The 21,632-nt window shown below is 57.0% G+C and carries 21 protein-coding genes; 12 read left to right on the top strand and 9 right to left on the bottom strand.

Translation table 11 applies throughout. From position 1 onward, the window contains the following. Positions 1-95: 95 nt before the first annotated feature. Entirely contained in the window at positions 96-1,487 is a 1,392-nt protein-coding gene (locus ACLPGZ_RS15085) for a dicarboxylate/amino acid:cation symporter (RefSeq protein WP_060186704.1), read from the top strand. 118 nt (positions 1,488-1,605) lie between these two features. Here the strand turns inward: ACLPGZ_RS15085 and ACLPGZ_RS15080 are convergent, their stop codons facing one another. Beyond that, positions 1,606-2,289, bottom strand: a complete 684-nt coding sequence (locus tag ACLPGZ_RS15080; protein ID WP_060186703.1) for a glutathione S-transferase — start codon at positions 2,287-2,289, stop codon at positions 1,606-1,608. Between the two features lie 148 nt (positions 2,290-2,437). After that, a complete protein-coding gene (gene trhO / locus ACLPGZ_RS15075) occupies positions 2,438-3,445 on the bottom strand; it encodes an oxygen-dependent tRNA uridine(34) hydroxylase TrhO (protein WP_060186702.1) in 1,008 nt (335 codons plus the stop codon). A 212-nt stretch (positions 3,446-3,657) separates the two neighbouring features. On the opposite strand from trhO, the gene ACLPGZ_RS15070 reads away from it, so the two are divergent. Continuing rightward, the gene (locus ACLPGZ_RS15070) at positions 3,658-4,761 is read left to right on the top strand and encodes a metal-dependent hydrolase (RefSeq protein WP_035273464.1); all 1,104 of its coding nucleotides are present in this window, start codon (positions 3,658-3,660) and stop codon (positions 4,759-4,761) included. A 212-nt stretch (positions 4,762-4,973) separates the two neighbouring features. Continuing rightward, positions 4,974-5,927, top strand: a complete 954-nt coding sequence (locus ACLPGZ_RS15065) for a DUF3829 domain-containing protein (RefSeq protein WP_035273463.1) — start codon at positions 4,974-4,976, stop codon at positions 5,925-5,927. Positions 5,928-6,228: 301 nt separating this feature from the next. Here the strand turns inward: ACLPGZ_RS15065 and ACLPGZ_RS15060 are convergent, their stop codons facing one another. Then, positions 6,229-6,612: a DUF4168 domain-containing protein gene (locus ACLPGZ_RS15060; protein WP_035273462.1), complete on the bottom strand. Its 384-nt coding sequence runs from the start codon at positions 6,610-6,612 to the stop codon at positions 6,229-6,231. A gap of 116 nt (positions 6,613-6,728) precedes the next feature. Continuing rightward, positions 6,729-7,148 carry a DUF411 domain-containing protein gene (locus tag ACLPGZ_RS15055; protein ID WP_096917395.1) on the bottom strand — a complete coding sequence of 140 codons (420 nt, stop codon included), beginning with the start codon at positions 7,146-7,148 and terminating at the stop codon, positions 6,729-6,731. A 117-nt stretch (positions 7,149-7,265) separates the two neighbouring features. Here ACLPGZ_RS15055 and ACLPGZ_RS15050 point away from each other — a divergent pair, with 117 nt between their 5' ends. Both ACLPGZ_RS15050 and ACLPGZ_RS15045 read left to right on the top strand, forming a co-directional pair. Continuing rightward, positions 7,266-7,742, top strand: coding sequence for a YbaK/EbsC family protein (locus ACLPGZ_RS15050; RefSeq protein WP_060186701.1), 477 nt, complete (start codon positions 7,266-7,268; stop codon positions 7,740-7,742). Positions 7,743-8,095: 353 nt separating this feature from the next. Beyond that, on the top strand, positions 8,096-9,124 hold the full coding sequence (locus ACLPGZ_RS15045) for a sigma-54 interaction domain-containing protein (protein WP_239054640.1): 1,029 nt from the start codon (positions 8,096-8,098) through the stop codon (positions 9,122-9,124). Between the two features lie 40 nt (positions 9,125-9,164). On the opposite strand, the gene ACLPGZ_RS15040 is transcribed toward ACLPGZ_RS15045, so the two are convergent. Next, positions 9,165-9,701: a DUF4142 domain-containing protein gene (locus tag ACLPGZ_RS15040; RefSeq protein WP_226348433.1), complete on the bottom strand. Its 537-nt coding sequence runs from the start codon at positions 9,699-9,701 to the stop codon at positions 9,165-9,167. Between the two features lie 235 nt (positions 9,702-9,936). Between ACLPGZ_RS15040 and rpoN the strand changes: the two genes are divergently transcribed. Together rpoN and ACLPGZ_RS15030 are read left to right on the top strand one after the other, a co-directional pair. Further along, entirely contained in the window at positions 9,937-11,307 is a 1,371-nt protein-coding gene (rpoN, locus tag ACLPGZ_RS15035; protein WP_429641621.1) for an RNA polymerase factor sigma-54, read from the top strand. A 63-nt stretch (positions 11,308-11,370) separates the two neighbouring features. Next, positions 11,371-12,750: an alpha,alpha-trehalose-phosphate synthase (UDP-forming) gene (locus ACLPGZ_RS15030; protein WP_429641619.1), complete on the top strand. Its 1,380-nt coding sequence runs from the start codon at positions 11,371-11,373 to the stop codon at positions 12,748-12,750. Here ACLPGZ_RS15030 and ACLPGZ_RS15025 read toward each other — a convergent pair. Then, positions 12,695-13,756 (bottom strand): mechanosensitive ion channel family protein, encoded by a 1,062-nt coding sequence (locus ACLPGZ_RS15025; protein ID WP_035273455.1) that lies wholly within the window; start codon positions 13,754-13,756, stop codon positions 12,695-12,697. The two genes, ACLPGZ_RS15030 and ACLPGZ_RS15025, sit on opposite strands and share 56 nt — an antisense overlap. A 137-nt stretch (positions 13,757-13,893) precedes the next feature. Between ACLPGZ_RS15025 and ACLPGZ_RS15020 the strand changes: the two genes are divergently transcribed. The 5 genes from ACLPGZ_RS15020 to ACLPGZ_RS15000 all read left to right on the top strand — a co-directional run bounded on the left by ACLPGZ_RS15020 (position 13,894) and on the right by ACLPGZ_RS15000 (position 18,097). Further along, positions 13,894-14,316 (top strand): KGG domain-containing protein, encoded by a 423-nt coding sequence (locus ACLPGZ_RS15020; RefSeq protein WP_429641617.1) that lies wholly within the window; start codon positions 13,894-13,896, stop codon positions 14,314-14,316. An 85-nt stretch (positions 14,317-14,401) separates the two neighbouring features. Then, on the top strand, positions 14,402-15,373 hold the full coding sequence (locus ACLPGZ_RS15015; RefSeq protein WP_088452160.1) for an SDR family oxidoreductase: 972 nt from the start codon (positions 14,402-14,404) through the stop codon (positions 15,371-15,373). Between the two features lies 1 nt (position 15,374). Further along, positions 15,375-16,169, top strand: a complete 795-nt coding sequence (otsB, locus tag ACLPGZ_RS15010) for a trehalose-phosphatase (RefSeq protein WP_022983322.1) — start codon at positions 15,375-15,377, stop codon at positions 16,167-16,169. A gap of 45 nt (positions 16,170-16,214) precedes the next feature. Continuing rightward, the gene (locus ACLPGZ_RS15005; protein WP_429641615.1) at positions 16,215-17,339 is read left to right on the top strand and encodes a DUF3182 family protein; all 1,125 of its coding nucleotides are present in this window, start codon (positions 16,215-16,217) and stop codon (positions 17,337-17,339) included. Then, a complete protein-coding gene (locus ACLPGZ_RS15000; RefSeq protein WP_035273449.1) occupies positions 17,336-18,097 on the top strand; it encodes an alpha/beta hydrolase family protein in 762 nt (253 codons plus the stop codon). Before ACLPGZ_RS15005 ends, ACLPGZ_RS15000 begins: the two co-directional genes overlap by 4 nt. Before the next feature lies 1 nt (position 18,098). Here the strand turns inward: ACLPGZ_RS15000 and ACLPGZ_RS14995 are convergent, their stop codons facing one another. Genes ACLPGZ_RS14995 through ACLPGZ_RS14985 form a run of 3 tightly spaced genes read right to left on the bottom strand, consistent with a single transcriptional unit; the run spans position 18,099 to position 21,619 of the window. Beyond that, positions 18,099-18,665, bottom strand: a complete 567-nt coding sequence (locus ACLPGZ_RS14995; RefSeq protein WP_429641613.1) for a cysteine dioxygenase family protein — start codon at positions 18,663-18,665, stop codon at positions 18,099-18,101. 55 nt (positions 18,666-18,720) lie between these two features. Beyond that, positions 18,721-19,473, bottom strand: coding sequence for an enoyl-CoA hydratase/isomerase family protein (locus ACLPGZ_RS14990; protein WP_035273445.1), 753 nt, complete (start codon positions 19,471-19,473; stop codon positions 18,721-18,723). Positions 19,474-19,516: 43 nt separating this feature from the next. Continuing rightward, positions 19,517-21,619 carry an acetate--CoA ligase family protein gene (locus ACLPGZ_RS14985; RefSeq protein WP_429641611.1) on the bottom strand — a complete coding sequence of 701 codons (2,103 nt, stop codon included), beginning with the start codon at positions 21,617-21,619 and terminating at the stop codon, positions 19,517-19,519. Positions 21,620-21,632 lie beyond the last annotated feature (13 nt).

Below are 21,632 nucleotides of genomic sequence, written 5' to 3'. Positions count from 1 at the left end.
ATTCCGGCGAGCTTAAACCGCCTGCCCACACACAATTCCAAGCAGGCCACCAGCTGACTGCCAGGTCGGCTACATCAAGTCACGGAGACGACATCATGATGGATATAAGCACAGGAGACCGTTCGGTACCGCAGATCGTCAAAATCAAGTGGTATCGAATTTTGTACGTACAGGTCATCATCGCCATCACTATCGGGATTTTGCTGGGCCATTTTTACCCCTCGCTGGGCGAGGGCATGAAGCCTTTGGGCGATGCCTTCATCAAGCTGGTCAAAATGATTATTGCGCCCGTCATTTTCCTGACGGTAGCCACCGGCATTGCCGCCATGACAGACCTGCAAAAAGTGGGCCGTGTGGTGGGCAAGGCCATGATTTACTTTCTGACTTTCTCCACGCTGGCCCTGATTGTAGGCTTGGTGGTCAGCAATATCGTGCAGCCCGGCCATGGCATGAACATTGACCCCAGCACCCTGGACCCCAGCTCTATCCAGGGCTACGTGCAGCAAGCCCATGACAGCACGCTGACGGGCTTTTTGATGAACATCATCCCCGCCACCCTGATCAGCCCCTTTACCGGCGGCGACATTCTGCAGGTGCTGTTTGTGGCCGTGCTGTTTGGTATTGCCCTGGCCGCTGTGGGCGATCACGGCAAACCCGTGCTGAAACTGCTGCAAGCCTTGATGACGCCTGTTTTCAAGCTGGTTGCCATCCTGATGAAAGCCGCTCCCATCGGGGCCTTCGGTGCCATCTCTTTCACCATCGGCAAATACGGGATTGAATCCGTGTCCAGCCTGGCGCTGCTGGTGGTGACTTTCTACGTCACCTCCGTGCTTTTTGTGCTGATCATTCTGGGTGCCGTGGCCCGCTACAACGGCTTTTCCATCACCAAGCTGATCCGCTACATTCGTGAAGAACTGCTGCTGGTGCTGGGTACCAGCTCCTCGGAAGCGGCTTTGCCTACCTTGATGCAGAAGATGGAACGCGCCGGGTGTGGCAAGTCGGTTGTGGGCCTGGTTGTACCTACCGGCTACTCCTTCAACCTGGACGGCACCAATATCTACATGACCATGGCGGCCCTGTTCATCGCCCAGGCTTGTGATATTCCACTAACCTTGCAGCAGCAGGTTCTGCTATTGCTGGTTGCCATGCTCAGCTCCAAAGGCGCGGCGGGTGTGACGGGGGCCGGTTTCATTACCTTGGCGGCCACCCTGTCCGTGGTGCCTTCAGTGCCTATCGCTGGCATGACTCTGATCCTGGGGATTGACCGCTTCATGTCCGAATGCCGTGCGCTGACCAATCTGGTGGGCAATGCGGTTGCCACCATTGTGGTTGCCCGCTGGGAAGGCGAACTGGATGCCGATCAACTTAACAGCGCCATGAATGGCGAGCTGCCACCACTGGATACCAGTGTCACCTTGCATCAGCGTGGTGACATGGAGATTCCCGCTCAAGAGGCCAGCGAGCCGCGCGCGACTGTTGCAGCCTGATTCGGGCACTTGAAAAGAAAGGCCGGTTTTCAATTGAGAACCGGCCTTTTGCTTGTCTGCATGTTCTGGCCAAGCTGCTCCCGCTCGTATTGCTTTGGGCAGGTCGTTAGCGACTCAGTCAGACCGAAGGAAACTGCACAATCTCGCTGTCTGGCGTCCAGGCAGGGTATTTATCCATGATGCTCAGGAACAAAGGGCTGGACTGAAAGTTCAGCAACCAGGTCGACAAGGCCGTCCAAGGCTGCGCATCAAACCAGCCCCTGTTCACTTGTGCGAATTGCCGCACAAAGGGGGCAATCGCCAAATCTGCCAGACAAGGACGCTGTCCCATCAGGTAGCCCTGCTGTTCGATGCGGGCATTCAGGCCCATCAATAATTCACTGGCTTGGGCTCTATGCAGGGCCGAAAAACTGGCTGCATCCGTGAATTGTTCATCCTCGGTATGGCGATCCGGGTATTTATAGCAATCCAGATGCCGCTTGAAAGGCCCGTCATTGGCCGCAATCAGGGCCAGCATTTGCTCGACATCGCCCTGCTCAGGCTGCAAATACTGCTTGGGATCTTGAATCGCCAAAGCCCAACGCATGATGTCCAGGCTTTCATCAATAACCTTGCCATCGGGCAAGACCAGCACCGGGACGGTGGCTTTGGGAGAGGCCAGGCGCAGGGCCTCGGGTTTGTCGCGCAGTACGACTTCGCGCAACTGACAAGTTACGCCGCTGGCCGCAATAGCCAGCCGTGCCCGCATGGCATAGGGGCAACGGCGAAAGGAATACAAAATGGGCAGATCAGATAAGGACATGCTCAATCCCGTTAAAAAGCCGCGCCACAGGCACGGACTTAAAGCGCTGGCGTTTATGCAAAGCGCCCTTCTGTAGCAGAAGGGCGGACTATAAACGACGCAGCGCCAGAATCAAGCTAGTAGAGGTAACACAGTGGCCCGATCAGGGCTAGGCGTCCTTGCCGTGCTGAGCCAGCAGGCGTTGCTCTTCCGCCTTGCGGCGGGCGGCTTCACGGCGCTCGGTCAACTCGTCCATGCTGACGCCAATGTGACGCTCTTCACGCTCGCGCGCCAAAGCCACTTGCTTTTGACGCTCACGGAAACGCTCGATTTGCTCGGGGGAACTGTGGCCGTGGCAGTAGGGACAGCTGACGCCTTCTTCGAACTGGGGCGAGGCTTTTTCCTCTTCGCTGATAGGCATGCGACAGGCACGGCAGAAATCATAATCGCCGGGTTCCAGACCGTGACGCACCGATACGCGCTCGTCGAACACAAAGCAGTCACCATCCCACAGGCTTTCTGCCGCTGGAATCTCTTCCAGATATTTCAAAATGCCGCCTTGCAGGTGGTAAACCTGATCAAAGCCTTGCGAACGCATGAAGGCCGTGGATTTTTCACAGCGGATACCGCCGGTACAGAACATGGCCACGCGCGGTTTGCCATGCAAGACACCGCCTTCCTTGGACTGCTCGGCCACCCACTGAGGAAACTCGGTAAAGCTTTGGGTCTTGGGGTTGATGGCACGGTTAAAAGTGCCAATACCCACTTCGTAATCGTTGCGGGTATCCACCACCACCACGTCCGGATCGCTGATCAGGGCATTCCAGTCTTCGGGAGCAACATACTCGCCCACCATTTCGGCGGTTTTCAGATCCGGTACGCCCAGGGTAACGATCTCTTTTTTCAGCTTCACCTTGAGGCGGTAAAACGGAGCCTTGTCGGCATAGGATTCTTTATGCACCAGGCCAGAAATACGTGGATCGGAGTTCAGATATGCCAAGACGGCACGAATACCCTCCTGAGGGCCGGCAATCGTGCCGTTAATCCCTTCGCGCGCCAGCAACAGCGTGCCCTTGACCTCGTGCTGCTCGCAAAAAGCAAACAAGGGGTCGCGCATTTGGGCGAAATCGGGCAATTCCACGAACTTATATAAAGCCGCGATCAGGTAGGTAGACATAGGTAAACGAATTCTCTGGATAGAAGCGGTGGCGCAGCCCGCAGGCGGTAGGACAGCGTAGGCCGTCGTACACTATACGCGACTGATACCCCTTGGGCCTTTGACGCCCGTCAAAAAAATAGGGCGGGCCGGGGATTCAACTTTAAAATCATAACGCTAAAGCCGTCAGGCCGCATCTGGCCCCGGTCCCTGTTTCACTTTGCACGAGAGCTATGGATTCCGTAACACAAGCAGTCCTCGGTGCCAGCATCTGCGGCTCCCTCCTCGGGCGGCAGTATGGCCGCAAGGCGGTCCTGTCCGGTGCCATCATCGCCACCCTGCCCGATCTGGATGTCTTCATTCAATATGGGGACCCGATTACCTCCATGGTCAGTCATCGGGGTTTCTCGCACTCTTTGTTTGTGTTGAGCGCGGCAGGCATCCTGGTCACCCTTTTATGGCGACTGCTGTTTCCACAAGCACGTGCCTCTGCGGGGAGGCTGGGGCTGGCGGTCTGGCTGGCGCTGATTACCCACCCTCTTCTGGATGCCTTTACCAGTTACGGAACGCAATTGCTGTGGCCTTTGGCCGCTACCCCGGCAACCTGGTCCAGCATCTTCATTATTGACCCGCTCTATACCGTGCCCTTACTGATCGCCACGATCATAGGCTTGATACGTGGGCCGGTACCCGCAACGATACGGGCCTGCAACTGGGCCTTGCTCTTGAGCAGCCTGTATCTGGCAGCCTCGGTAGGTGCCAAGTTCTGGGCCGAGCAACAGGCAACCGCACAGCTCAAACAAGAGCAGGTGGAAATCGCGCGGGTATACTCCGCCGCCCAACCCATGAACATCCTGCTCTGGCGTGTACTGGTGCGCGACACACAGGACCGGGAATGCGAAGTCATGGTGGGCCTGCTGGACCGGCTGCGTGCACCCAAGGGGCATCAATACGAATCCCTGTGCCTGCCCGTTCATAGCGACTACACCCAGCTGTTCCCCCCCTTGAAACAGCTGGAGCAACTGCGCTGGTTTTCGGACGATTGGCTGCGCTACGACATCATCGATGACCTGCTGGTGGTCAGTGATATACGCATGAGCCTGGGCCCTGGCCAGTACAGTTTCCGCTTTGTCGTAGCCGAACGCATTGCCGACGACACCTGGTTGCCGGTGATTCCGTATCGTTGGGCCAGTGGCCACAATATTGCTTTGCTAAAGCCCGTTCTGCGTCGTATTTGGGAGCCGACTCCACCGCTACCGCTACAAGAATGGGCCAAACGCATTGATGCCGGCGTGCCTATTCCCAGGGCAAGCCCAGACTTCCAGGACATGGATTAAGCAAGGCCAAAAACCAGAGACGGAGACGGGCCTGTGCAGGGTGGGCATAGCCAACTGTTGCTAGCCCGCCCGGCCGCGTGTAGCACGCACTCCTGAAACATAAGGTCCTAGCTTGATACAAAATACGAAGTGGTGAAGCTATAAAATTGCGTCCTGCCCGATAGGGGTTTTAACGTATTGCCAACGCATCAAAAGCACCAATCACTTTCATCATGAATTTAAAAAAACTATCTGTTTTCGCCACGCTGGGCCTTTGCATCGCTATTGCGGGCTGCAACAGCGAAGAAGCGACAGAAGCACCATCTCAAGCGGTCTCGTCCGAGCAAGGCTTTATCCAGAAATACAATGCCTATGTTGAAGTCGCCAATAGCTTGCATACGCCTTTCTACCGTGCGCTTTCCGATTATCAAACCGTCTACGAGCCTGCCGTGCGCTCGGGCAAGAAACTGGATAACTATTCCGTTGTTTCACTGGTAAGCATCAAGAACACCCAGGAAAAACTGAAATCCGCCTTGGCACTGGAAGCCAACATGCCGGAAATAGATGGACCAGCAAAGCAGTTTGATGACTCCTTGACCAAGCTGGCACCTCTCAATTCCGAGTTGAACAACTATGCCGAATCAAAAGAGTTTCTGACGGATGGCGGCAAAAAGGCAGCCGACAATAACGAGGCGTTCGTCAGCGCCCTGACAGAAGTCGTACAGGCAGAGGCTGCATTTCTCCAAGGTATTCAGAAACAGGATGAGATAAACATCCAGACCTCTTTCGATAAAGCTCCCAAGGACTCAATGGAGCATTACCGTTTGGGTGCCGTGCTGTTCAGCAAGCAGGCCATGAACAAGGTCGATGCTATTTTCGAGCAGCAGGGAGCAAAAGAGAGCATTCCCCCCTTCCAGGAAAGTCTTGACCAGGCAGCCGCGATGATCAGCAACTGGGATAAAAAATTCAAGGAAGAAACGCCACAAGGATGCCCAAGAATCATGTCGAAGATGAATGAATTCCTGGCTCAGGGCAGAAGCGTCATCCAGCATGCCTCTGAAGGCAATTACGTACCTCAGCAAGGCTCGATCAGCTGGCAGATCAATAACCCCATAAAAAATGACGCCAGCAGCTTGCAATTGAAATTCAATGCAATGATCGGGGCGCTTAACTATCCCCGCTGCTAATGGCGCCCAGAGACTGAGCTTGAAGCCGTAAATCTGGCGTCAGGCTCCAGTCTCAATGCAGGCAGTCATGCCGGCTCTGGCCGGCACGCTTTGTATTGAAGCGACCTACACAATCAGCACCCACGCTGCGCCTTTGGCTTAGTGCCTCCGAGGGGGCTTTTTACCGGGGGCGCCAAGCTTTGGGGCAGCACGGCGACAAAAAAAACCCTGGACGATTACGTCCAGGGTTTAAATTTACCCACTACGGTCACTACAAAATGACACCCGGCGCTCTGTCAAACCCGAGGATCACAAACAAGCCTTACTTCAGCATCCCTTCAACACGCTGGCGCAAGGCCGGGTCCTGCTGAATCGCCAGACTGATACCGTTGTAGTCCGCCAGATCCATGCCATTAGCACTGACCACGCCTACCAGGCGCTGGTCGGCTTCCTGAACAATAGCCTGACGCTCTGCATCACTTTTGGCCGCATCCAGACGCGGCTGATATTCCGAAGCAGTTTGAGCGACCTTCTTGTAGGTGCGCGCATATTGCTCCAGCTGAGAATCCGTAGGTTTAACGACCTGGGTGGCAGCAGGGGCTGCCGAGTTGGCCGGAGCCGCATTGCCCTGGGCCATCGCAAAAGGGCTGTACATGCCAAATGCGACTGCGGTAGCAGCAAGAAAAGCTTTAACTGAGGGCTGCATGGATAGAACCTCCTAAACAGAGTCAATGAACGACCATCATGACAAGAGCGGCAGCAGCTTACAAGTTTCTCAATGTAGTTTCGTGTATCTGCATGCCACCCTTCCCGTTACAGACTTCAGTCGCGCGAGTAAGGACGTCCGTTAAAGTCCACGGTTACCAAATTGCCGTCCATCTGGCCCATGCCGGGTGAATTGGCGGGCATGCCTGGCGCGGCCACTCCACGCACACTGCCATCATTCATCATGCGTTTGACGACCTTGGCAGGCACATGGCCTTCAATCAATTGCCCCGTCTCTTCAATCATCGCGGTGTGGCAGGACGCCAGGTTCTCCGGCACTCTCAAAAGCCGCTTCACGTCTTGAATCTTCACGACCTTGACCTCTTTGACCTCAAAGCCTTCATCGCGCATGTGCTGTGCCCAGCCCCCACAACAACCACAGTTAGGATCCTGGTACATCGTAATAACGGGACCCTCTGCCAACGCCATGGAACTGAAGGCCATCAGGCTGGCCGTCAACAATAAAGGTTTAATCACAATTACATTCCTGTTTTGCAGCGCCACGGCGCTCTGGTTGACACTCTCATGCACTTGACTAAGACTAGGCACTCGCAAAAAAGTTTAACAAAACACACTAATCCGTCCTGATCCGCTATGAGTCTTGATTCCGTCAAACAGTTTTTTAACGAACACGCTGCCGATATTCAGGTAATTGAAACCACCGAAAGCACAGCCACCGTCGTGCTGGCTGCTCAAGTGCACCAAGTCGAGCCGGGACAAATTGCCAAGACGCTTAGCTTGAAAGTGGGCGATAAAGTAGTGCTGCTGGTCGCTCGAGGTGATGCCCGTCTGGACAACAAGAAGCTGCGTACCGCCTTCGGTACGCGCGTAAAAATGCTGGACCTGGAAAGCACTGAAGCCTTGACGGGTCACCCGGTTGGCGGGGTCTGCCCCTTTGGTCTGGCTACCCCGCTGGAGATTTACTGCGATCTGTCCTTGCAGGACTACGACACGGTCTTGCCCGCAGCAGGCTCTATTAATTCTGCGGTACGCATCACCCCGCAGCGCCTGGCCGAGCTGACCAGCGCGCAATGGATTGATGTGACTCAGCCGCCCCCAGCTCAGTCCTGACCCCCACCTGCGATTGGATCAGAGGTTGACCTGCTGCCTTGTGCTCCCCAGGCACAGGCAAGCCTGCCCGTCGCTGACAGGTAAACAGATGTGTAAGTTGAATACGTACATGACCAGGCGACAAAAAACGCCATAAGAGCCCAGGGCATGGGGACGCGGCCATAAGGTATTTTCAGAAAATAAGCGGGTTCGTCCTTGCCATATCTGGTAACGAATGCCCTTTCTATCCTGATTAGGATAAGACATCGGATTTCAAATTAACTTTGTCTATCCCAGAGGAAAAAATGCCCCACCTATTATTGCTGGAGACAGATTCAGCTTTTATAAGCCTTTTTTTGGCACTGGCGCGGCAGATGAACTTTTCCGCCATCGCTGCAAATACGCCAGAAGATGTTCTGATCCGTTATCACCAGAAAACTCCTGATGCCCTGCTGTTTGGCCCCAGTGTCAGCGCCCTGCAGGCCCAGGAGTTGAGCCGTCGCATCGGACTGGATGCGGTGGAAAGCTATACCTTGCACGCCTACAGTGGCTCGACCCGGCAAGACCAGGCGCAATTGCGCACCTTGCTGGAGCAATTAAAAGCCAAGTATCAAAACGGTGCCTGTGCTTTTCAAGCCGAGCAGCATCATGACTTTGGCGAGTTTGTAGGCTGTTCCGCCCCCATGAAAAAACTCTATGAAGAAATCAGCAAAGTGGCCAGCACCGACCTGCCTGTGCTGCTGATTGGCGAGAGTGGTACCGGCAAGGAACTGGCGGCCCGGGCTATTCACCGCTGCAGCGCTCGCAAGGAGCAGGCGTATGTGCCCATCAACTGTTCAGCCATTTCAGAACAACTGATCGAAAGCGAGCTGTTCGGCCACGAAAAAGGCAGCTTTACCGGAGCCGAACGTAATCGGCAGGGCTACTTTGAACTGGCGGACCAGGGCACGCTGTTCCTGGACGAAATCACCGAAATGCCCATAGACGCCCAAACCAAGCTGCTGCGCGCATTGGAAAATGGCGAATACATGAAGGTAGGTGGCGACAAGTTGATCAAACATGATGCCCGCATCATCGCTGCGACCAATCGCCCGCCCATGCGCGCTATTGAGGACAAGAAACTGCGCGAAGATCTGTATTACCGCCTGGGGGTCTTTCCGATTCAAATTTCCCCCCTGCGTGAACGCGGCGACGATGCCGTCCTGATCGCCAAGCACTTGGTAGAACAGCTGAATCAGGAGCATCAGCAGAACCGCTCACTGAGCCTGGCCAGCATGAAGGAGATCGAGCGCTATCACTGGCCGGGCAATATACGCCAGCTACGCAATGCGGTACTGCGCAGCTATGTAATGAGCAACAGCGATCAAGTGGAAATCAATATGGAGGCCGACCCCATGGAATAAATGCTTGCCCAGTGTGGAACTGAGCAAGCTTGGCAAAAACTTACTGGGCAACGGCAGGCTTCATGGAGTCTGCCAGCGCATGAGCATGCCGCAAGTGTTGCTGCAGCATGGGCAAAGCGTCCTGAGCAAAACCCATGACTTCCTTGTCTTTACCATCCTTGATGTAGTCCTCAAAGAGCTTGATGGTGTCCTCATGCGCTTTGACTGCCGCTTCGTTGGCATAGTCCGCATCGAACTGTTCACCCTCCGCGCCCTCAAGCATGGAGATCTTGCCGCGCTGCATCAGGCTGGGCTCGGTGGGCAGCTCCACCTTGCGGGCCTGTGCCAGCGTCTGCAGTTCCTTGGCCAGCTGCTCGTGGTCGTCGATCATCATTTGTGCAAATTCGACCACTCTATCGTTGTTGCTGCGCTCCAGAGCCAGCTTGGCTGCCTTCACTTCAAAATGTCCCGATTGTGCCGCATCTCTCAAGAACCCTTTATCCGGAGAAAACAGCTCAATGGCAGAAGCACTGCGAACACTCAAACCCAATACCAGACCCGCCGCCAGCGCCAAACACATCAGATGTCTTACTCGCATCGCACACCTCCAAAAACGTCAGTCATTGCCTGAAACCAGAACATCTTTGCTGACCTGAGGCCAATCAGCATGGCCAGCAAAGCCTTGACGGTGTCCTAGCAAGGACCGTACCCGCGCCTTGAACCTTGGGGCAGGAACGGAACTTGCTATGTAGATAGCACAGGGCCTGGATCATCCCGGCAACTGTGTCCGAAGAACTGTCGGTTCTCATCACCAACCACAAGGAGACGCCACCATGAAGCTGGAAATGGTTCCGCAGCTGCACATGCAGCAAACCCTCTCGCAGCGACTGCAACAGTCCGCACAAATCCTGCAGCTCTCGGCGCAGGAGCTGCAAACGCTGGTACAAGACAGCCTGCAAGACAATCCCCTACTGGAACCCGCTCCAGAACCCGCCGCCCCCGTACGAGAGGGCCTGTCCCATCCTGTGTCCAGCCAAAGCGCTCACCTGATCGATAAGCACGACATAAGCCCGGCTCCGCGCAGCCGTGACGAACAGATCCTGGAGCATGTACGTTTGAGTCACGCCAGTGAGCGCTGCAAGGCCTTATGTGCCCTGATCGTGAACGCACTGGATGACAACGGTTACTTGCGCGATCACTTTGAAGACCTGCTCCCCGCCGGCTACGAAGACATCCCCCTTGCCGAATGGCAAACCGCGCTGGCGCTGGTCCAGTCCCTGTCTGTTCCCGGCACAGGCGCCCACTGCCTGTCCGACGCGTTGCGCTTGCAGATCCAGGCGCGTCAGTCTCTTGACCCGGTTCTGAAACAGAGACTGCTCAAGTTAGTGGCTACCGAGCTGCCTGCGCTGGCGCAAGCCGAGTGGTCACAAGTGCAGAGCCGCCTGAATCTGTCCGATGCAGACTTTCATCAGGCGCTGCGCGAACTGCAAAGCCTGGACCCCAACCCCGGTCTGGCTTATCTGGAGCCGTTCCGCCAAGCCATTACGCCAGACGTCCACGTCTACCGCGATGGCAAGCATTGGCGTGTGCTCGCGGACCCTCGCAGCCTGCCACGCGTTCAGGTGCATCAAGAATATGCCGCCACCCTGGAGCAACAGGCACGCACGCAACAGAACCGCCCTTTGCACAGCGCCCTGACTCAGGCTCGCTGGCTGGCCGAGAGTCTGGCGATGCGACGCAGTACGGTGTGCCGTGTCGCTGAATTCATCGTCCGGCACCAGATCCTTTTTTTCGAGCTAGGTGAGCAAGGCCTGCAACCCCTGCGCATCAGCGATCTGGCCAAGGAGCTGGATCTGCATCAATCCACCATCTCCAGAGCGACTGCCAACAAGTACATGAGCACTCCTTTTGGCACCTTGAGCTTCAGGCATTTTTTCTCCGGCGAGCTGGAGACTGATTTCGGTGGCAGTTGCTCCACCGCCCTGGTCAAGGAGCAGATACGCCGGCTGATTGCCAGTGAACCAGAGCGTCAGCCTTTAAGCGATGTCGACTTGCATCAGGCGCTGCGTCAGAACAGTGTGGAGCTATCCAAACGAACCGTCACCAAGTACCGCCTGCAACTGGGTATTCCCAATGCCCGCGAACGTTTGCAACGGGCACGCTTGCGTGCTGTCAGCGGGCAGGATGTGCACCCCTTGAACTGAGCGGGTACGCAATTTGCTGATTCTCCAACGAAGATCCCTTAATAAAACAAAGCGAGAATCAGCATGAGCAAAATCATTGTGGTGTCCGTACGCGTGGCCAGTTCCGATCAACCTTGCACAGGCGGGCTGGCCGTCGCGGTAGATCAATTGTTAAAGCACCCGCAGACCCAGGGCATCTGGCTGGGGTGGAACGGCCAATGTGATCCACAGCCGGGGGCGTTGCGTACCGAAGATCGGGGCACCTACCAAGCCGTCACCTTCTCCTTCACCCAGGAGCAATACGAACAGTTTTATTGCGGTTACGCGAACACCTGCCTTTGGCCCGCCTTTCACTACCGCCTGGACCTGATGGACTTCCAGACCCACCACTTCCAGCAATACCTGGAGATCAACCGGCAAATTGCCACTTACTTGCACCATATTGCCGAAGAGGACGACTTGATCTGGGTTCATGACTACCACCTGATGCCATTAGCCCATTTTTGCCGAGAGCAAGGAATGCAGCAGGCTATTGGGCTGTTCTTTCACACCCCCTTTCCGTGCCCGGAGATTCTGCGCTCCATTCCCCGCTATGAACAATGGCTGCCCATGCTGCACCATTACGACCAGATTGGCGTCCAGAGCCGTGGCGACCATCATGCGCTGACAGCCGCACTCCAGACCTTAGTGCCACCGCGTACGAGCGAGTCAGGCGCCCGTACCGTCAGCACAGACGTCTATCCCATCAGTATCGATGTGGATCTGGTTCAGGCTCTGGCCAAGGCCCCCTCATGGACCGACAGCGCCACACCAATCGAGCCAGTCAACGGGCCTGACACCATTATCAGTGTCGACAGGCTGGATTACACCAAGGGTCTGGCCTATCGGCTGCGCACCCTGGATACGCTGCACGGGCAAACAACGTATGTCCAAATCGCCCCCTCTACCCGCGGCGATATTCACGATTATCAAGTCATGCGTGAAGAGCTGGAAAGTCTGGCTGGGCAGATTAACGGTCAATTTGCCACGCCAGGCTGGAGTCCGGTGGTGTACATGAACCGCGCCTTTCCGGCCGGCCAGCTGATGCGCATGTTGCGCCGCGCCCGCGTCGGTTTTATCGCACCCTTGCGTGACGGAATGAATCTGGTGGCCAAAGAATATATCGCTGCCCAGGACCCCGCCGACCCCGGTGTCCTGGTTCTGTCCACCTTTACGGGCGCGGCACAATCCCTGCAAGGCGGCTACCTGCCCGTCAACCCATTTGATGCGGACGCCACCGCACGCAGCCTGTATCAAGCCTTGAACATGCCGCTAGAGGAACGACGCCGACGCCACCAGCATTTAATGATGCAACTGCGACAGCAGGACCTGAGGCAGTGGTGCGAACAGTTCCTGCATGATCTTGGCATCAGCTCGGGCTTGAATCAGGCCCATGACCCTCTGGCTGAGCTTCCAGCATCCTGACGCGTACAAATGCATCCGGTTGGTGCTGACCCAGATAGGCCACCAAGCGCTCGCGCAACAAACAGCGCAAGTCGAACAAACGGCCCGAGTCGGCGGCACTGACCAGAAAGCGCAACTGCATCCCCCACTCATTGGTATCGGTCACCTGCAACACCTGAACGCGCCCATCCCACAATTCAGAGGACTCGCACAAGTCCTTGAATGCCGCGTTCAAGCCCTGCATTTCAACCTTGTAGTCCACCCATAGAAATACCGTGCCCAGCAAAGAGGCGCTGCGACGGGTCCAGTTCTGGAAGACAGTTTCTACAAACCATTGCAAGGGAACGATCAGACGGCGCTCGTCCCACACACGTACCACCACATAAGTGGCCGTGATTTCCTCTATCCGGCCCCACTCCCCTTCCACAATCACCACATCGTCAATGCGTATGGGCTGGGTGAATGCGATCTGCAAACCGGCAATAAAGTTACCCAGCACCGGCCGGGCAGCAATACCGGCTACCAGCCCCGCTACCCCGGCCGATGCCAGCAGGCTGGTGCCCAGTTGCCGTGCGCCGGGTAGAACCATCAAAGCAAAGGACAAGCCCAGCAAGACCAGCAAGAAATGCACACTGCGTGCCAGCACGCGCGCCTGGGTGTAGATCTGACGCGAACGCAGATTGTCGGACACATTCAAGGGGTGACGCACCACCACAAGCTGGAACAGAGATTCAACTGCACTCATCAGCATCCAGGTCGTGCAGATAATCAGCACCAGCATGTCCCCAACGATCAGATAGGACTGCCACTTGGCCGAAATGGGGGCCAGCGGAATACATATCCGCAAAAATACGGCCAGAAAAAACAGCCGCGACGGCCAGCGTATCCGTTCGCTGAAAAACCGCAGAAAGTGCTCTGGCGAGGCCAGTCTTTCAATAATCTTGCCACCCAGAAAATGCACCAGCAGCAGTATCGCCCAGCCGCCCAGCAATAACAGCAGCCACATCCACCACGTCATTGACATCATGATTGCTCTCCTGAAAACCATGTCTCCAGATACAGCAACTTGTGTGCCGCGCCCCGCCCCCAGGCAGTCAGGCACGCTTTGTGCTGGGTCAGTCATAACCAATCACGTGATTGGTGTTCTTTCTCAAGGAGAGTTATATGACCCAGCACACAAACAAACAGGATCATAAAGATCAACGTGGCTTTGCCTCCATGGACGACAAAAAGCAGCGCGAGATTGCTGCTGAAGGTGGGCGTGCCTCGCACGAAAAAGGCACCGCGCACGAGTTCACCCCGGAAGAGGCCCGTGAGGCTGGCGCTAAAGGCGGCCGTGTAGCCCATGAACGCGGTACGGCGCACGAGTTCAACTCTGAAGAAGCTCGCGAAGCCGGCGCCAAGGGCGGTCGCGCCGCTCATGAAAAGGGCACAGCTCACGAGTTCACTTCCGAAGAAGCCCGTGAAGCCGGTGCCAAGGGTGGCCGGGCAGCCCATGAAAAGGGCACGGCCCATGAGTTCGACTCCGAGGAGGCCCGCAAGGCCGGCGCCAAAGGTGGCAAGGCCACCCAGGACCAGCGATGCTAAGCCTTAACCAAGCCCCAGTTGGACGCGGCGCACCCACCAGGGCCGCCGCGCCCTGTCCCATTCTTTGTCTATTTCAGGAGCCGTCATGACAACGCGTCAAACAGTGAAAGAGCAACGTCACCTGCAAGAACAGCAGGACCAGAAAGACAAGAACGGGGTCGGCCAGAACGAGCCCGTCACGCACGATAAGAGCCACCCAGGCAGCGACTACCCCACTCCCCCCCTGCCGCAACAACACCTGGAAAAGCCTGGGTGTGAAAGTGACCTGGACCCGGCCCCCCGCTACGAAGCCTCCAGCTACAAGGGCAGCGGCAAGCTGGAAGGAAAAGTCGCCGTGATTACTGGGGGTGACTCGGGCATAGGTCGAGCCGTTGCCGTGCTCTATGCCCGAGAAGGTGCCGATGTAGCGATTGTGTATTTGCACGAGGATGAAGATGCCGGACGCACTCGTCTGGCCGTCGAGGCCGAAGGCCGCCAATGCCTGACACTGCGCGGCGATGTGAAAGACCCTGAATTTTGCCGACAAGCGATTGAGCAGGTACTGGACCACTTCGGTCACCTGAATATTCTGGTCAACAATGCCGGCTTTCAGGAACATGCCCAATCCTTGCTGGACCTGACCCCGGAGCGACTCAATGAAACCTTCCACACCAATATCTATGGCTATATCTACATGGCCCAGGCCTGCCTGCCGCACCTTCACGCGGGCGATGCCATCGTCAATACCAGCTCGGTCACAGCCTTGCGCGGGGCCGCTCATCTGCTGGACTACTCCAGCACCAAGGGCGCCATTATTGCCTTCACGTACTCCCTGGCGGCCAACCTGGCGCCCAAAGGTATACGTGTAAACGCGGTCGCTCCCGGACCCGTCTGGACCCCCTTGAACCCCGCCGACTCCCCGGCCGAAAAAATCCCCGAGTTTGGTGCCGATACGGCCTTTGGCCGCCCCGCCCAGCCGGAAGAACTGGCGCCTGCCTATGTCTACCTGGCCAGCCCGATCACCGCCAGCTACATCACCGGCACCGTGCTCCCCATCACGGGTTACCCAGGAAGCTGATATGAATAACGCTCTGCATTTGGATCAGACCGCCTTGTTTCTGGATCTGGACGGTACCCTGGTCCCCTTGGCTGCGCGGCCTGACCAGGTATTTCTTCCCCCGTCCACCGCCGGCCTGCTGCTGAATCTGCACGCCGCCTGCGACGGCGCGGTGGCACTGGTTTCAGGCCGCGACCATGACAGCCTGCATATCGCCTGCACCAAGCTTCCGCTTGCCATGATCAGCAGCCACGGCGCAGCCATGTATGACGCCGAGGGTCAGGAATGCTGGAACATCCCGATCAACCCGGCTGAGCACCACAGCCTGTCCCGCTCTGTCGCCGCCCTGATCCACCCCTACTCACTGGTTTGGATGGAGCGCAAATCGCACGGTGTGGCTGTGCACTTTCGGCAACGCCCTGAAGTTGGCGAGGCCTTGGCCACAGAACTGCACGTGCTGTGCTCGGAATATCCCGGCTTTGATCTGATCCGTGGACATTGTGTCATCGAACTGCGCATGAGCGGCTTTGACAAAGGCCAAGCCCTGGCCCGGGCCCAACGCCTGCCCGCGTTCGCCGACCGCAAGCCCGTCATGATTGGCGACGACTTGACCGATGAGGCCGCCTTTGAGTTTGTGAACCAGAAAGGCGGGCTGAGCATACGCATCGGTCCTCAGGAGCCAGCCAGCGCGGCCCAGCTTTCCTTGCCACACCCCTCTGACCTGCTGACACTTTTGCAAACCAGTCTGCTGGAGACGCGCTTTTTCTCCGAGCTGGCACAGCGAACGCCCTCAGGCGCCAAAACGGTTGCGCCATGACTCGCTGACACTGGCCGCACTCTCTTTACTTAAAAGGATGGCCCCATGAGCAAGATACTTACCTCTACGCCCAAGACCTCCTTGCAAATCAGCCTGCCCAGCAAGGGCTGCAACAAGGGCGCGCTCCAAAGTCTGGAATTCATGGCCAGGGAACTGGCGCAATTCCTGGATCTGCCTCGAGTCCATATTGACTATGAAGACCAGCTAAAGCCCAGCTCCGGAAACACTTACTACCTCCCCCTGCAGACCTTGAGCCTGGAGCAGGCGCGACAACTGGGTATCGAACAGGCCTCCCAACTGTATGGGGGTGTAGTGCCATATGACTTTCTGGCCCATAAAACCGTCGCCCATCCCCTTCCCCATGACGATATGGATCGCCCGGAAGGCTGGAACAATGAGCTGGGCCTGGCGTTACGGCACACGGTCTTGCCAGGCTACAGCGTCTTTTCAAGAAACGACGCGCTACGCACAATGAGCCTTCTGGATGAAGCAGGCCAGACCGGCATACGGGCCAAACTGGCCAGTGCTAATGCAGGCAAAGGCCAGAAGGTGATCTACAGCCGTCAAGAGCTGGAAGAGCTCTTGAACCTGCCGCCGTGGCAGAGTCAACTGGAACAGGGTCTGGTACTGGAGGAGAACCTGCTCGATGGCGAGACCTTCAGCATCGGCCAGACCCAGGTGGGCGAGCATCTTTTTTCCTATATCGGCCAGCAGCACCAGACCACCAACCTGCAGCACGAGTCCGTATATGGCGGCTCCAGCTTGCTACTGGTTCGCGGCGGGTTTCAGCAGTTGCTGCAGCTCTCGGGCATGAAGCGCATTGAGCATCTGCTTGAGCTGACCATAAGCTACGAAAAAAACATCAGGCAGGCCTTTCCTGAACTGTATGCCTCACGTCGCAACTATGACCTCATCGTCGGTAAAAATGCGCGTGGCCACTACAAGGCAGCCGTACTGGAACATTCCTGGCGTTTCGGCGGAGCGTCCATTGCAGAGATTCTGGCCATCCGCACCCTGCAACGCCACCCTGAGCTCCAACATACCCACGCATGGACACGCGAGCGCTATCTGGACGATGCCAGCCTGGTGAAAAACTCCCCTCATCTTTACAGCCTCGACCAAGAAGACGAGGCTTATCTTGCCCGCTTCGGCGGCCCACTGCCATCATGAGTACGGAAATTTTCAACACCACCATCAAAGTGCCCCATCAGCACCTGGATGCACGCCTGCTAGTCCCCCAATCCCCTGTCCCTGGCATTTTGTTCGTGCACGGTTGGGGCGGCAGCCAGCACTTTGACCTGAAACGCGCCCACACCATTGCCGGTATGGGCTGCATTTGCCTGACCTTTGATCTTGCCGGGCACAATGCCAATCAGCACGAGCGCGAGAAAGTCACCCGAGAACAGAACTTTCAGGACATCTGCGCGGCCTTTGACACCTTGAGCAGCCACCCTATGGTGGACTCCAGCTCCATCGCCATTGTGGGGCACAGTTATGGCGCCTATCTGGCCTGCCTGTTAAGTGAATTTCGATCGGTACGCTGGCTCAGCTTGCTGGCTCCTGCCTTGTACCCGGACGACGACTGGCTGTCTCCAAAGGATCAGCTCAACCGAGAGTTGCTGCAGGACTACCGTCTGCATACTCATTCTCCGCAAGAGAACCGCGCCTTGCAGGCCTGCTCCAAATTCACGGGAGATGTTCTGCTGTTTGAAGCGGAATACGATGAGCTGATTCCCCGCCAGACCTTGCTAACGTATCGCCAAGCCTTCAGCCAGGCTCATTCCCTGACACATCGAGTGCTGGAAGGCAGCAACCACGCGCTGGACGAGAAAGTCGCCCAGCGTGATTACTCCGTGCTGCTTTATCGCTGGATTCAGGAAATGATTATTGGCGCCCGTATTGGGCACCTGCCCAACAACACCACTTGACTCACGCAACAGCCGGACGGTTGGCATAGCCGGAGACAAACTCCTTGGCCTGCCCGGTCTGCGGGTCGAAGACGTGACGGCGTACCTTGCCGATATCCGCACCATAAACGTGAATGCTGATGGACACCTGGTCGTCATACATATTGGAGACCTCGTGTATATCACCCACCGTGGGTGACACCACTTCCACCACGCCTGGTTCCAGAGTCTGTGTGTCTTGTTCTGTCATATGGCCGGTATCGGGATCACGGTCAAAAGGTCGGGAGCGTTCCGCGCCACGCAACATACCAATCAAGCCCCACACGGTGTGGTCGTGGATAGGGGTTTGCTGGCCGGGCCCCCACACAAAGCTGACCACGGAAAAGCGTTCCTGCGGACAGCAATACAGCAAGTACTGCTGATAAAACTGGGGATGGGGCTGGGTGTACTCCGGGGCCAGCCAATCGTCCTGGGCCACCAGTTCGCCCAGCAGGACACGGCCATCACGCAGGATATCCGCCTCGGCGACAGCCGGGCGGCCGGTCAATTCATTCATCCCTTGAATAAAACGCTCAAAACGGGGGTGCATAAGGGGATGTCTCCATAGTTGACTGGGCCTTGCGGCCCAATTCGTGAATCAGTTCTTATTTGTTCAGATACACCGGGGCACGTTTTTCTTTGAACGCGTTCATCCCTTCCTTGGCATCATAACTATCCTCGATCGCTTTCAGTTGCCGCATGGTGCGCGCCATCTGCTCGGACGGGCCGCGCGTCAGCACTTCATTATTGATAAAGCGCTTCAAGGTTTGCAAAACACGCGGCGACATCTTGGCCAAGTCCTGCGCCATACGCACAGCAGCCTGGACTTGCTCGCCTACCGGTACCACCTCATTGGCAAAACCCAGATCGTAAGCACGGCGGGCTTCCAGCGTGCGGCACAACAAGATCACTTCCATGGCGGCATGATGCGGAATGCGCGAGGCCAGGCCCGAGATGATGCCGCCAGTAAAGCCCAGCTTGGCTTCAGGGTAAGAAAACTTGGCACTCTCGGACGCTACCAGCAAGTCCGTCATCATGGCCATCACCAGGGCTCCCCCCACGCACCAACCGCTGACGGCCGCAATAATGGGCTTGTCGGTTTCAAAGCCTACCGTGGGAATGGCGCGCCACAACTCGGGCCACTCATTAATATCCGCCCCGGCAGAAAAAGCATCATTGCCTGCCCCGGTCAGCACGGCTACGCGGCGTGTGGGGTCTTCGTCAAAGGCCAGAAACGCCTGCTGCAGTTCCTTGACCACGGTAGCGCTCAAGGCATTGCGGCGATCAGGACGGTTGATCGTGAAGATGGAAACACCGTCATCATGGTTTTCTACAAGAATGCACTGATAATCCGACATGGTTTACTCCTCCTGGGTATTTTTCAAAGAATAGGTTTTGGTTTTATTCGCCTATGGACAGGCGGGCATCGACGGCGTGACAGCGGGTAGCCGCCACGATCAAGGGGTTGATATCCAATTCAAAGTTGGTGTCGCGCAAGTCGTGGGCCAGGAAGCTGACACGCACAATCGCATCGAGCACACCGTCACGATCCAGCATGCGTCCCCGGTACCCCTTCAGCAGCTTGTCGATCATCAAGGTAGATAAAAGTCGATCTGCATCAGCCAGGGTTAAAGGGGCCGCGGCAATCACCCGGTCCGACAGCATTTCCACCAGAATGCCGCCTGCACCAAACACCACGACCGGGCCAAACTGCGCATCCTGACGTGCCCCGATCAGCAGTTCCACATCCCCTTTGGCCATGGCCTGTACCAAAACGCCTTCCAGACGGGCATCTGCTTTATAGGCTTTGGCATTGGCGTAGAGCCGGGCAAAATCGCGTCGCAAGCTGGCGTCGTCGGCCACATCCAGCGCCACCCCACCCGCTTCGGTTTTATGGACGATGTCGGGAGACACAATCTTCATCACCACCGGATAGCCAATCTGTTCGGCCAGCACCACAGCCTGTTCCACGTCCTCGCACACCTGGCCCAGATTCACGGGCAGGCCGTAATGCGCCAGCAGACGTTTGGACTGATCTTCATTCAAAACACCGCGCGGCATGACCGTGGGCGCTTGGCAGGCACTGGGACGCAAGGCTTGCTGGCGCGGCACGAACCGAGCGTGACGCTTCCAGGCGGACAAGGCCAGCGCTGCTTCCAGGCTGGAGCTGGCATACGCATGGCCATGCTGGGCCAGTTTCTGCCGCAAAGGCTCGGATGTTGCGCCCGCATCAAACGCCACCATCACGGGCTTGGCCCAGTGCGGTTCGGGGTGGATGATTTTTTCAATCAGGGCCGCCATCCACTCCTGCGGACACATGGAAGCCGTGATCAATACCGCGTCACTTTGCTGATCCTGCATCAAGGCATCCAAAGTAGCGCGGGCCACTTCTGTGGAGTCCTGCGTCAGACGCGCTCCCAGATCAACCGGGTTATCCGCCTGCCCTGCCGGGTAGTGGGCAGCCAGAGCCTGCTTGGTAGTAGCGGAAAAACTGGACAGTTCCACGCCATGCTCAGCCAAAGCATCTGCAGCCAAGGCCCCACCGCCACCCGAAGGCGTCACAATCGCGACTTTGGAGATCTTGTTGCAGGTAAAGCGCACCATGCTGTTTGCCAGCAAGAGCATGGCCCCCATATCGTCCATCAGGCTGATGCCTTCATCGCGACAGACACTGGCAAACACATCATGGTCGCCCGCTACGCTGGCGGTATGCGAAAAGGCGGCCGCCTTGCCCGCACTGGAGCGCCCTGCCTTGACGGCCAGCCAGGGCTTGCCCGCGGCCTGCGCCCGACGAGCTGCGCGACGCAAAGCCTGGGTATCTTTAATGCCCTCTATATAAGTACAGATCACTTGCGTCTTGGGATCATCAATCAGGAAATCCACAAAGTCGCACAGATCCAGGTCAGCCTGATTACCCACCGAAAAACCGTAGGTAAAGCCACCGCCCATCGCCCAGGCCCGATCAAAATAGGTAGTCATCAAGGCACCGCTTTGGCTGACAAAACCAATAGGCCGTTCCGGCAGGCTGTCTCTGTCCAGCACCGGCGAAGAGCACAGCACCAGACTGCGGCTGGGGCTGATCATGCCCAGGCAATTGGGGCCGATCAGTCGCATGCCCGAGTCACGACAGATACGCAGCAAGGCCTGCTCGCGCTCCAGCCCGCGCTCGCCTGCATCAGCAAAGCCTGCGGAGATCACCAGCAAACCGCGTACCCCCATTTGGGCCGCAATCTGCGCCTGTTCCAGAACGGTATCGGCCCCCACCGTAAACACGGCCAGATCCGGAGCGCTATCCAGTGCAGCCAGACCGGGCACAGCGGGCAAACCAAACAAACTGCTGCGGCTGGGATTGATAGGCAGGACCTTGCCGCCATAACCGTGCTTGAGCAGCATACGGAACAGTCGCCCGCCAAACTTGGACTGATCTTCCGAGGCGCCGACCAAAGCTATGGATGCCGGGTCCAGCAAAGCGTCCAGCGTGCTGGCGCAAGTGACGGTTTCCATCACGTTTGTCTCC

It is taken from the genome of Alcaligenes sp. Me129 (genome assembly GCF_050487245.1).
Lineage (GTDB): Bacteria > Pseudomonadota > Gammaproteobacteria > Burkholderiales > Burkholderiaceae_B > Alcaligenes > Alcaligenes phenolicus.
The sequence above is the reverse complement of the archived record's forward strand: the minus strand, read 5'-3'. Positions and strand labels throughout refer to the sequence as shown.

Coding starts and splice junctions, on each gene's coding strand:
- ACLPGZ_RS15085 (WP_060186704.1), top strand. CDS start 96: ATGATGGATATAAGCACAGGAGACCGTTCGGTACCGCAGATCGTCAAA.
- ACLPGZ_RS15080 (WP_060186703.1), bottom strand. CDS start 2,289: ATGTCCTTATCTGATCTGCCCATTTTGTATTCCTTTCGCCGTTGCCCC.
- trhO (WP_060186702.1), bottom strand. CDS start 3,445: ATGTCTACCTACCTGATCGCGGCTTTATATAAGTTCGTGGAATTGCCC.
- ACLPGZ_RS15070 (WP_035273464.1), top strand. CDS start 3,658: ATGGATTCCGTAACACAAGCAGTCCTCGGTGCCAGCATCTGCGGCTCC.
- ACLPGZ_RS15065 (WP_035273463.1), top strand. CDS start 4,974: ATGAATTTAAAAAAACTATCTGTTTTCGCCACGCTGGGCCTTTGCATC.
- ACLPGZ_RS15060 (WP_035273462.1), bottom strand. CDS start 6,612: ATGCAGCCCTCAGTTAAAGCTTTTCTTGCTGCTACCGCAGTCGCATTT.
- ACLPGZ_RS15050 (WP_060186701.1), top strand. CDS start 7,266: ATGAGTCTTGATTCCGTCAAACAGTTTTTTAACGAACACGCTGCCGAT.
- ACLPGZ_RS15045 (WP_239054640.1), top strand. CDS start 8,096: ATGAACTTTTCCGCCATCGCTGCAAATACGCCAGAAGATGTTCTGATC.
- ACLPGZ_RS15040 (WP_226348433.1), bottom strand. CDS start 9,701: ATGCGAGTAAGACATCTGATGTGTTTGGCGCTGGCGGCGGGTCTGGTA.
- rpoN (WP_429641621.1), top strand. CDS start 9,937: ATGAAGCTGGAAATGGTTCCGCAGCTGCACATGCAGCAAACCCTCTCG.
- ACLPGZ_RS15030 (WP_429641619.1), top strand. CDS start 11,371: ATGAGCAAAATCATTGTGGTGTCCGTACGCGTGGCCAGTTCCGATCAA.
- ACLPGZ_RS15025 (WP_035273455.1), bottom strand. CDS start 13,756: ATGATGTCAATGACGTGGTGGATGTGGCTGCTGTTATTGCTGGGCGGC.
- ACLPGZ_RS15020 (WP_429641617.1), top strand. CDS start 13,894: ATGACCCAGCACACAAACAAACAGGATCATAAAGATCAACGTGGCTTT.
- ACLPGZ_RS15015 (WP_088452160.1), top strand. CDS start 14,402: ATGACAACGCGTCAAACAGTGAAAGAGCAACGTCACCTGCAAGAACAG.
- otsB (WP_022983322.1), top strand. CDS start 15,375: ATGAATAACGCTCTGCATTTGGATCAGACCGCCTTGTTTCTGGATCTG.
- ACLPGZ_RS15005 (WP_429641615.1), top strand. CDS start 16,215: ATGAGCAAGATACTTACCTCTACGCCCAAGACCTCCTTGCAAATCAGC.
- ACLPGZ_RS15000 (WP_035273449.1), top strand. CDS start 17,336: ATGAGTACGGAAATTTTCAACACCACCATCAAAGTGCCCCATCAGCAC.
- ACLPGZ_RS14995 (WP_429641613.1), bottom strand. CDS start 18,665: ATGCACCCCCGTTTTGAGCGTTTTATTCAAGGGATGAATGAATTGACC.
- ACLPGZ_RS14990 (WP_035273445.1), bottom strand. CDS start 19,473: ATGTCGGATTATCAGTGCATTCTTGTAGAAAACCATGATGACGGTGTT.
- ACLPGZ_RS14985 (WP_429641611.1), bottom strand. CDS start 21,619: ATGGAAACCGTCACTTGCGCCAGCACGCTGGACGCTTTGCTGGACCCG.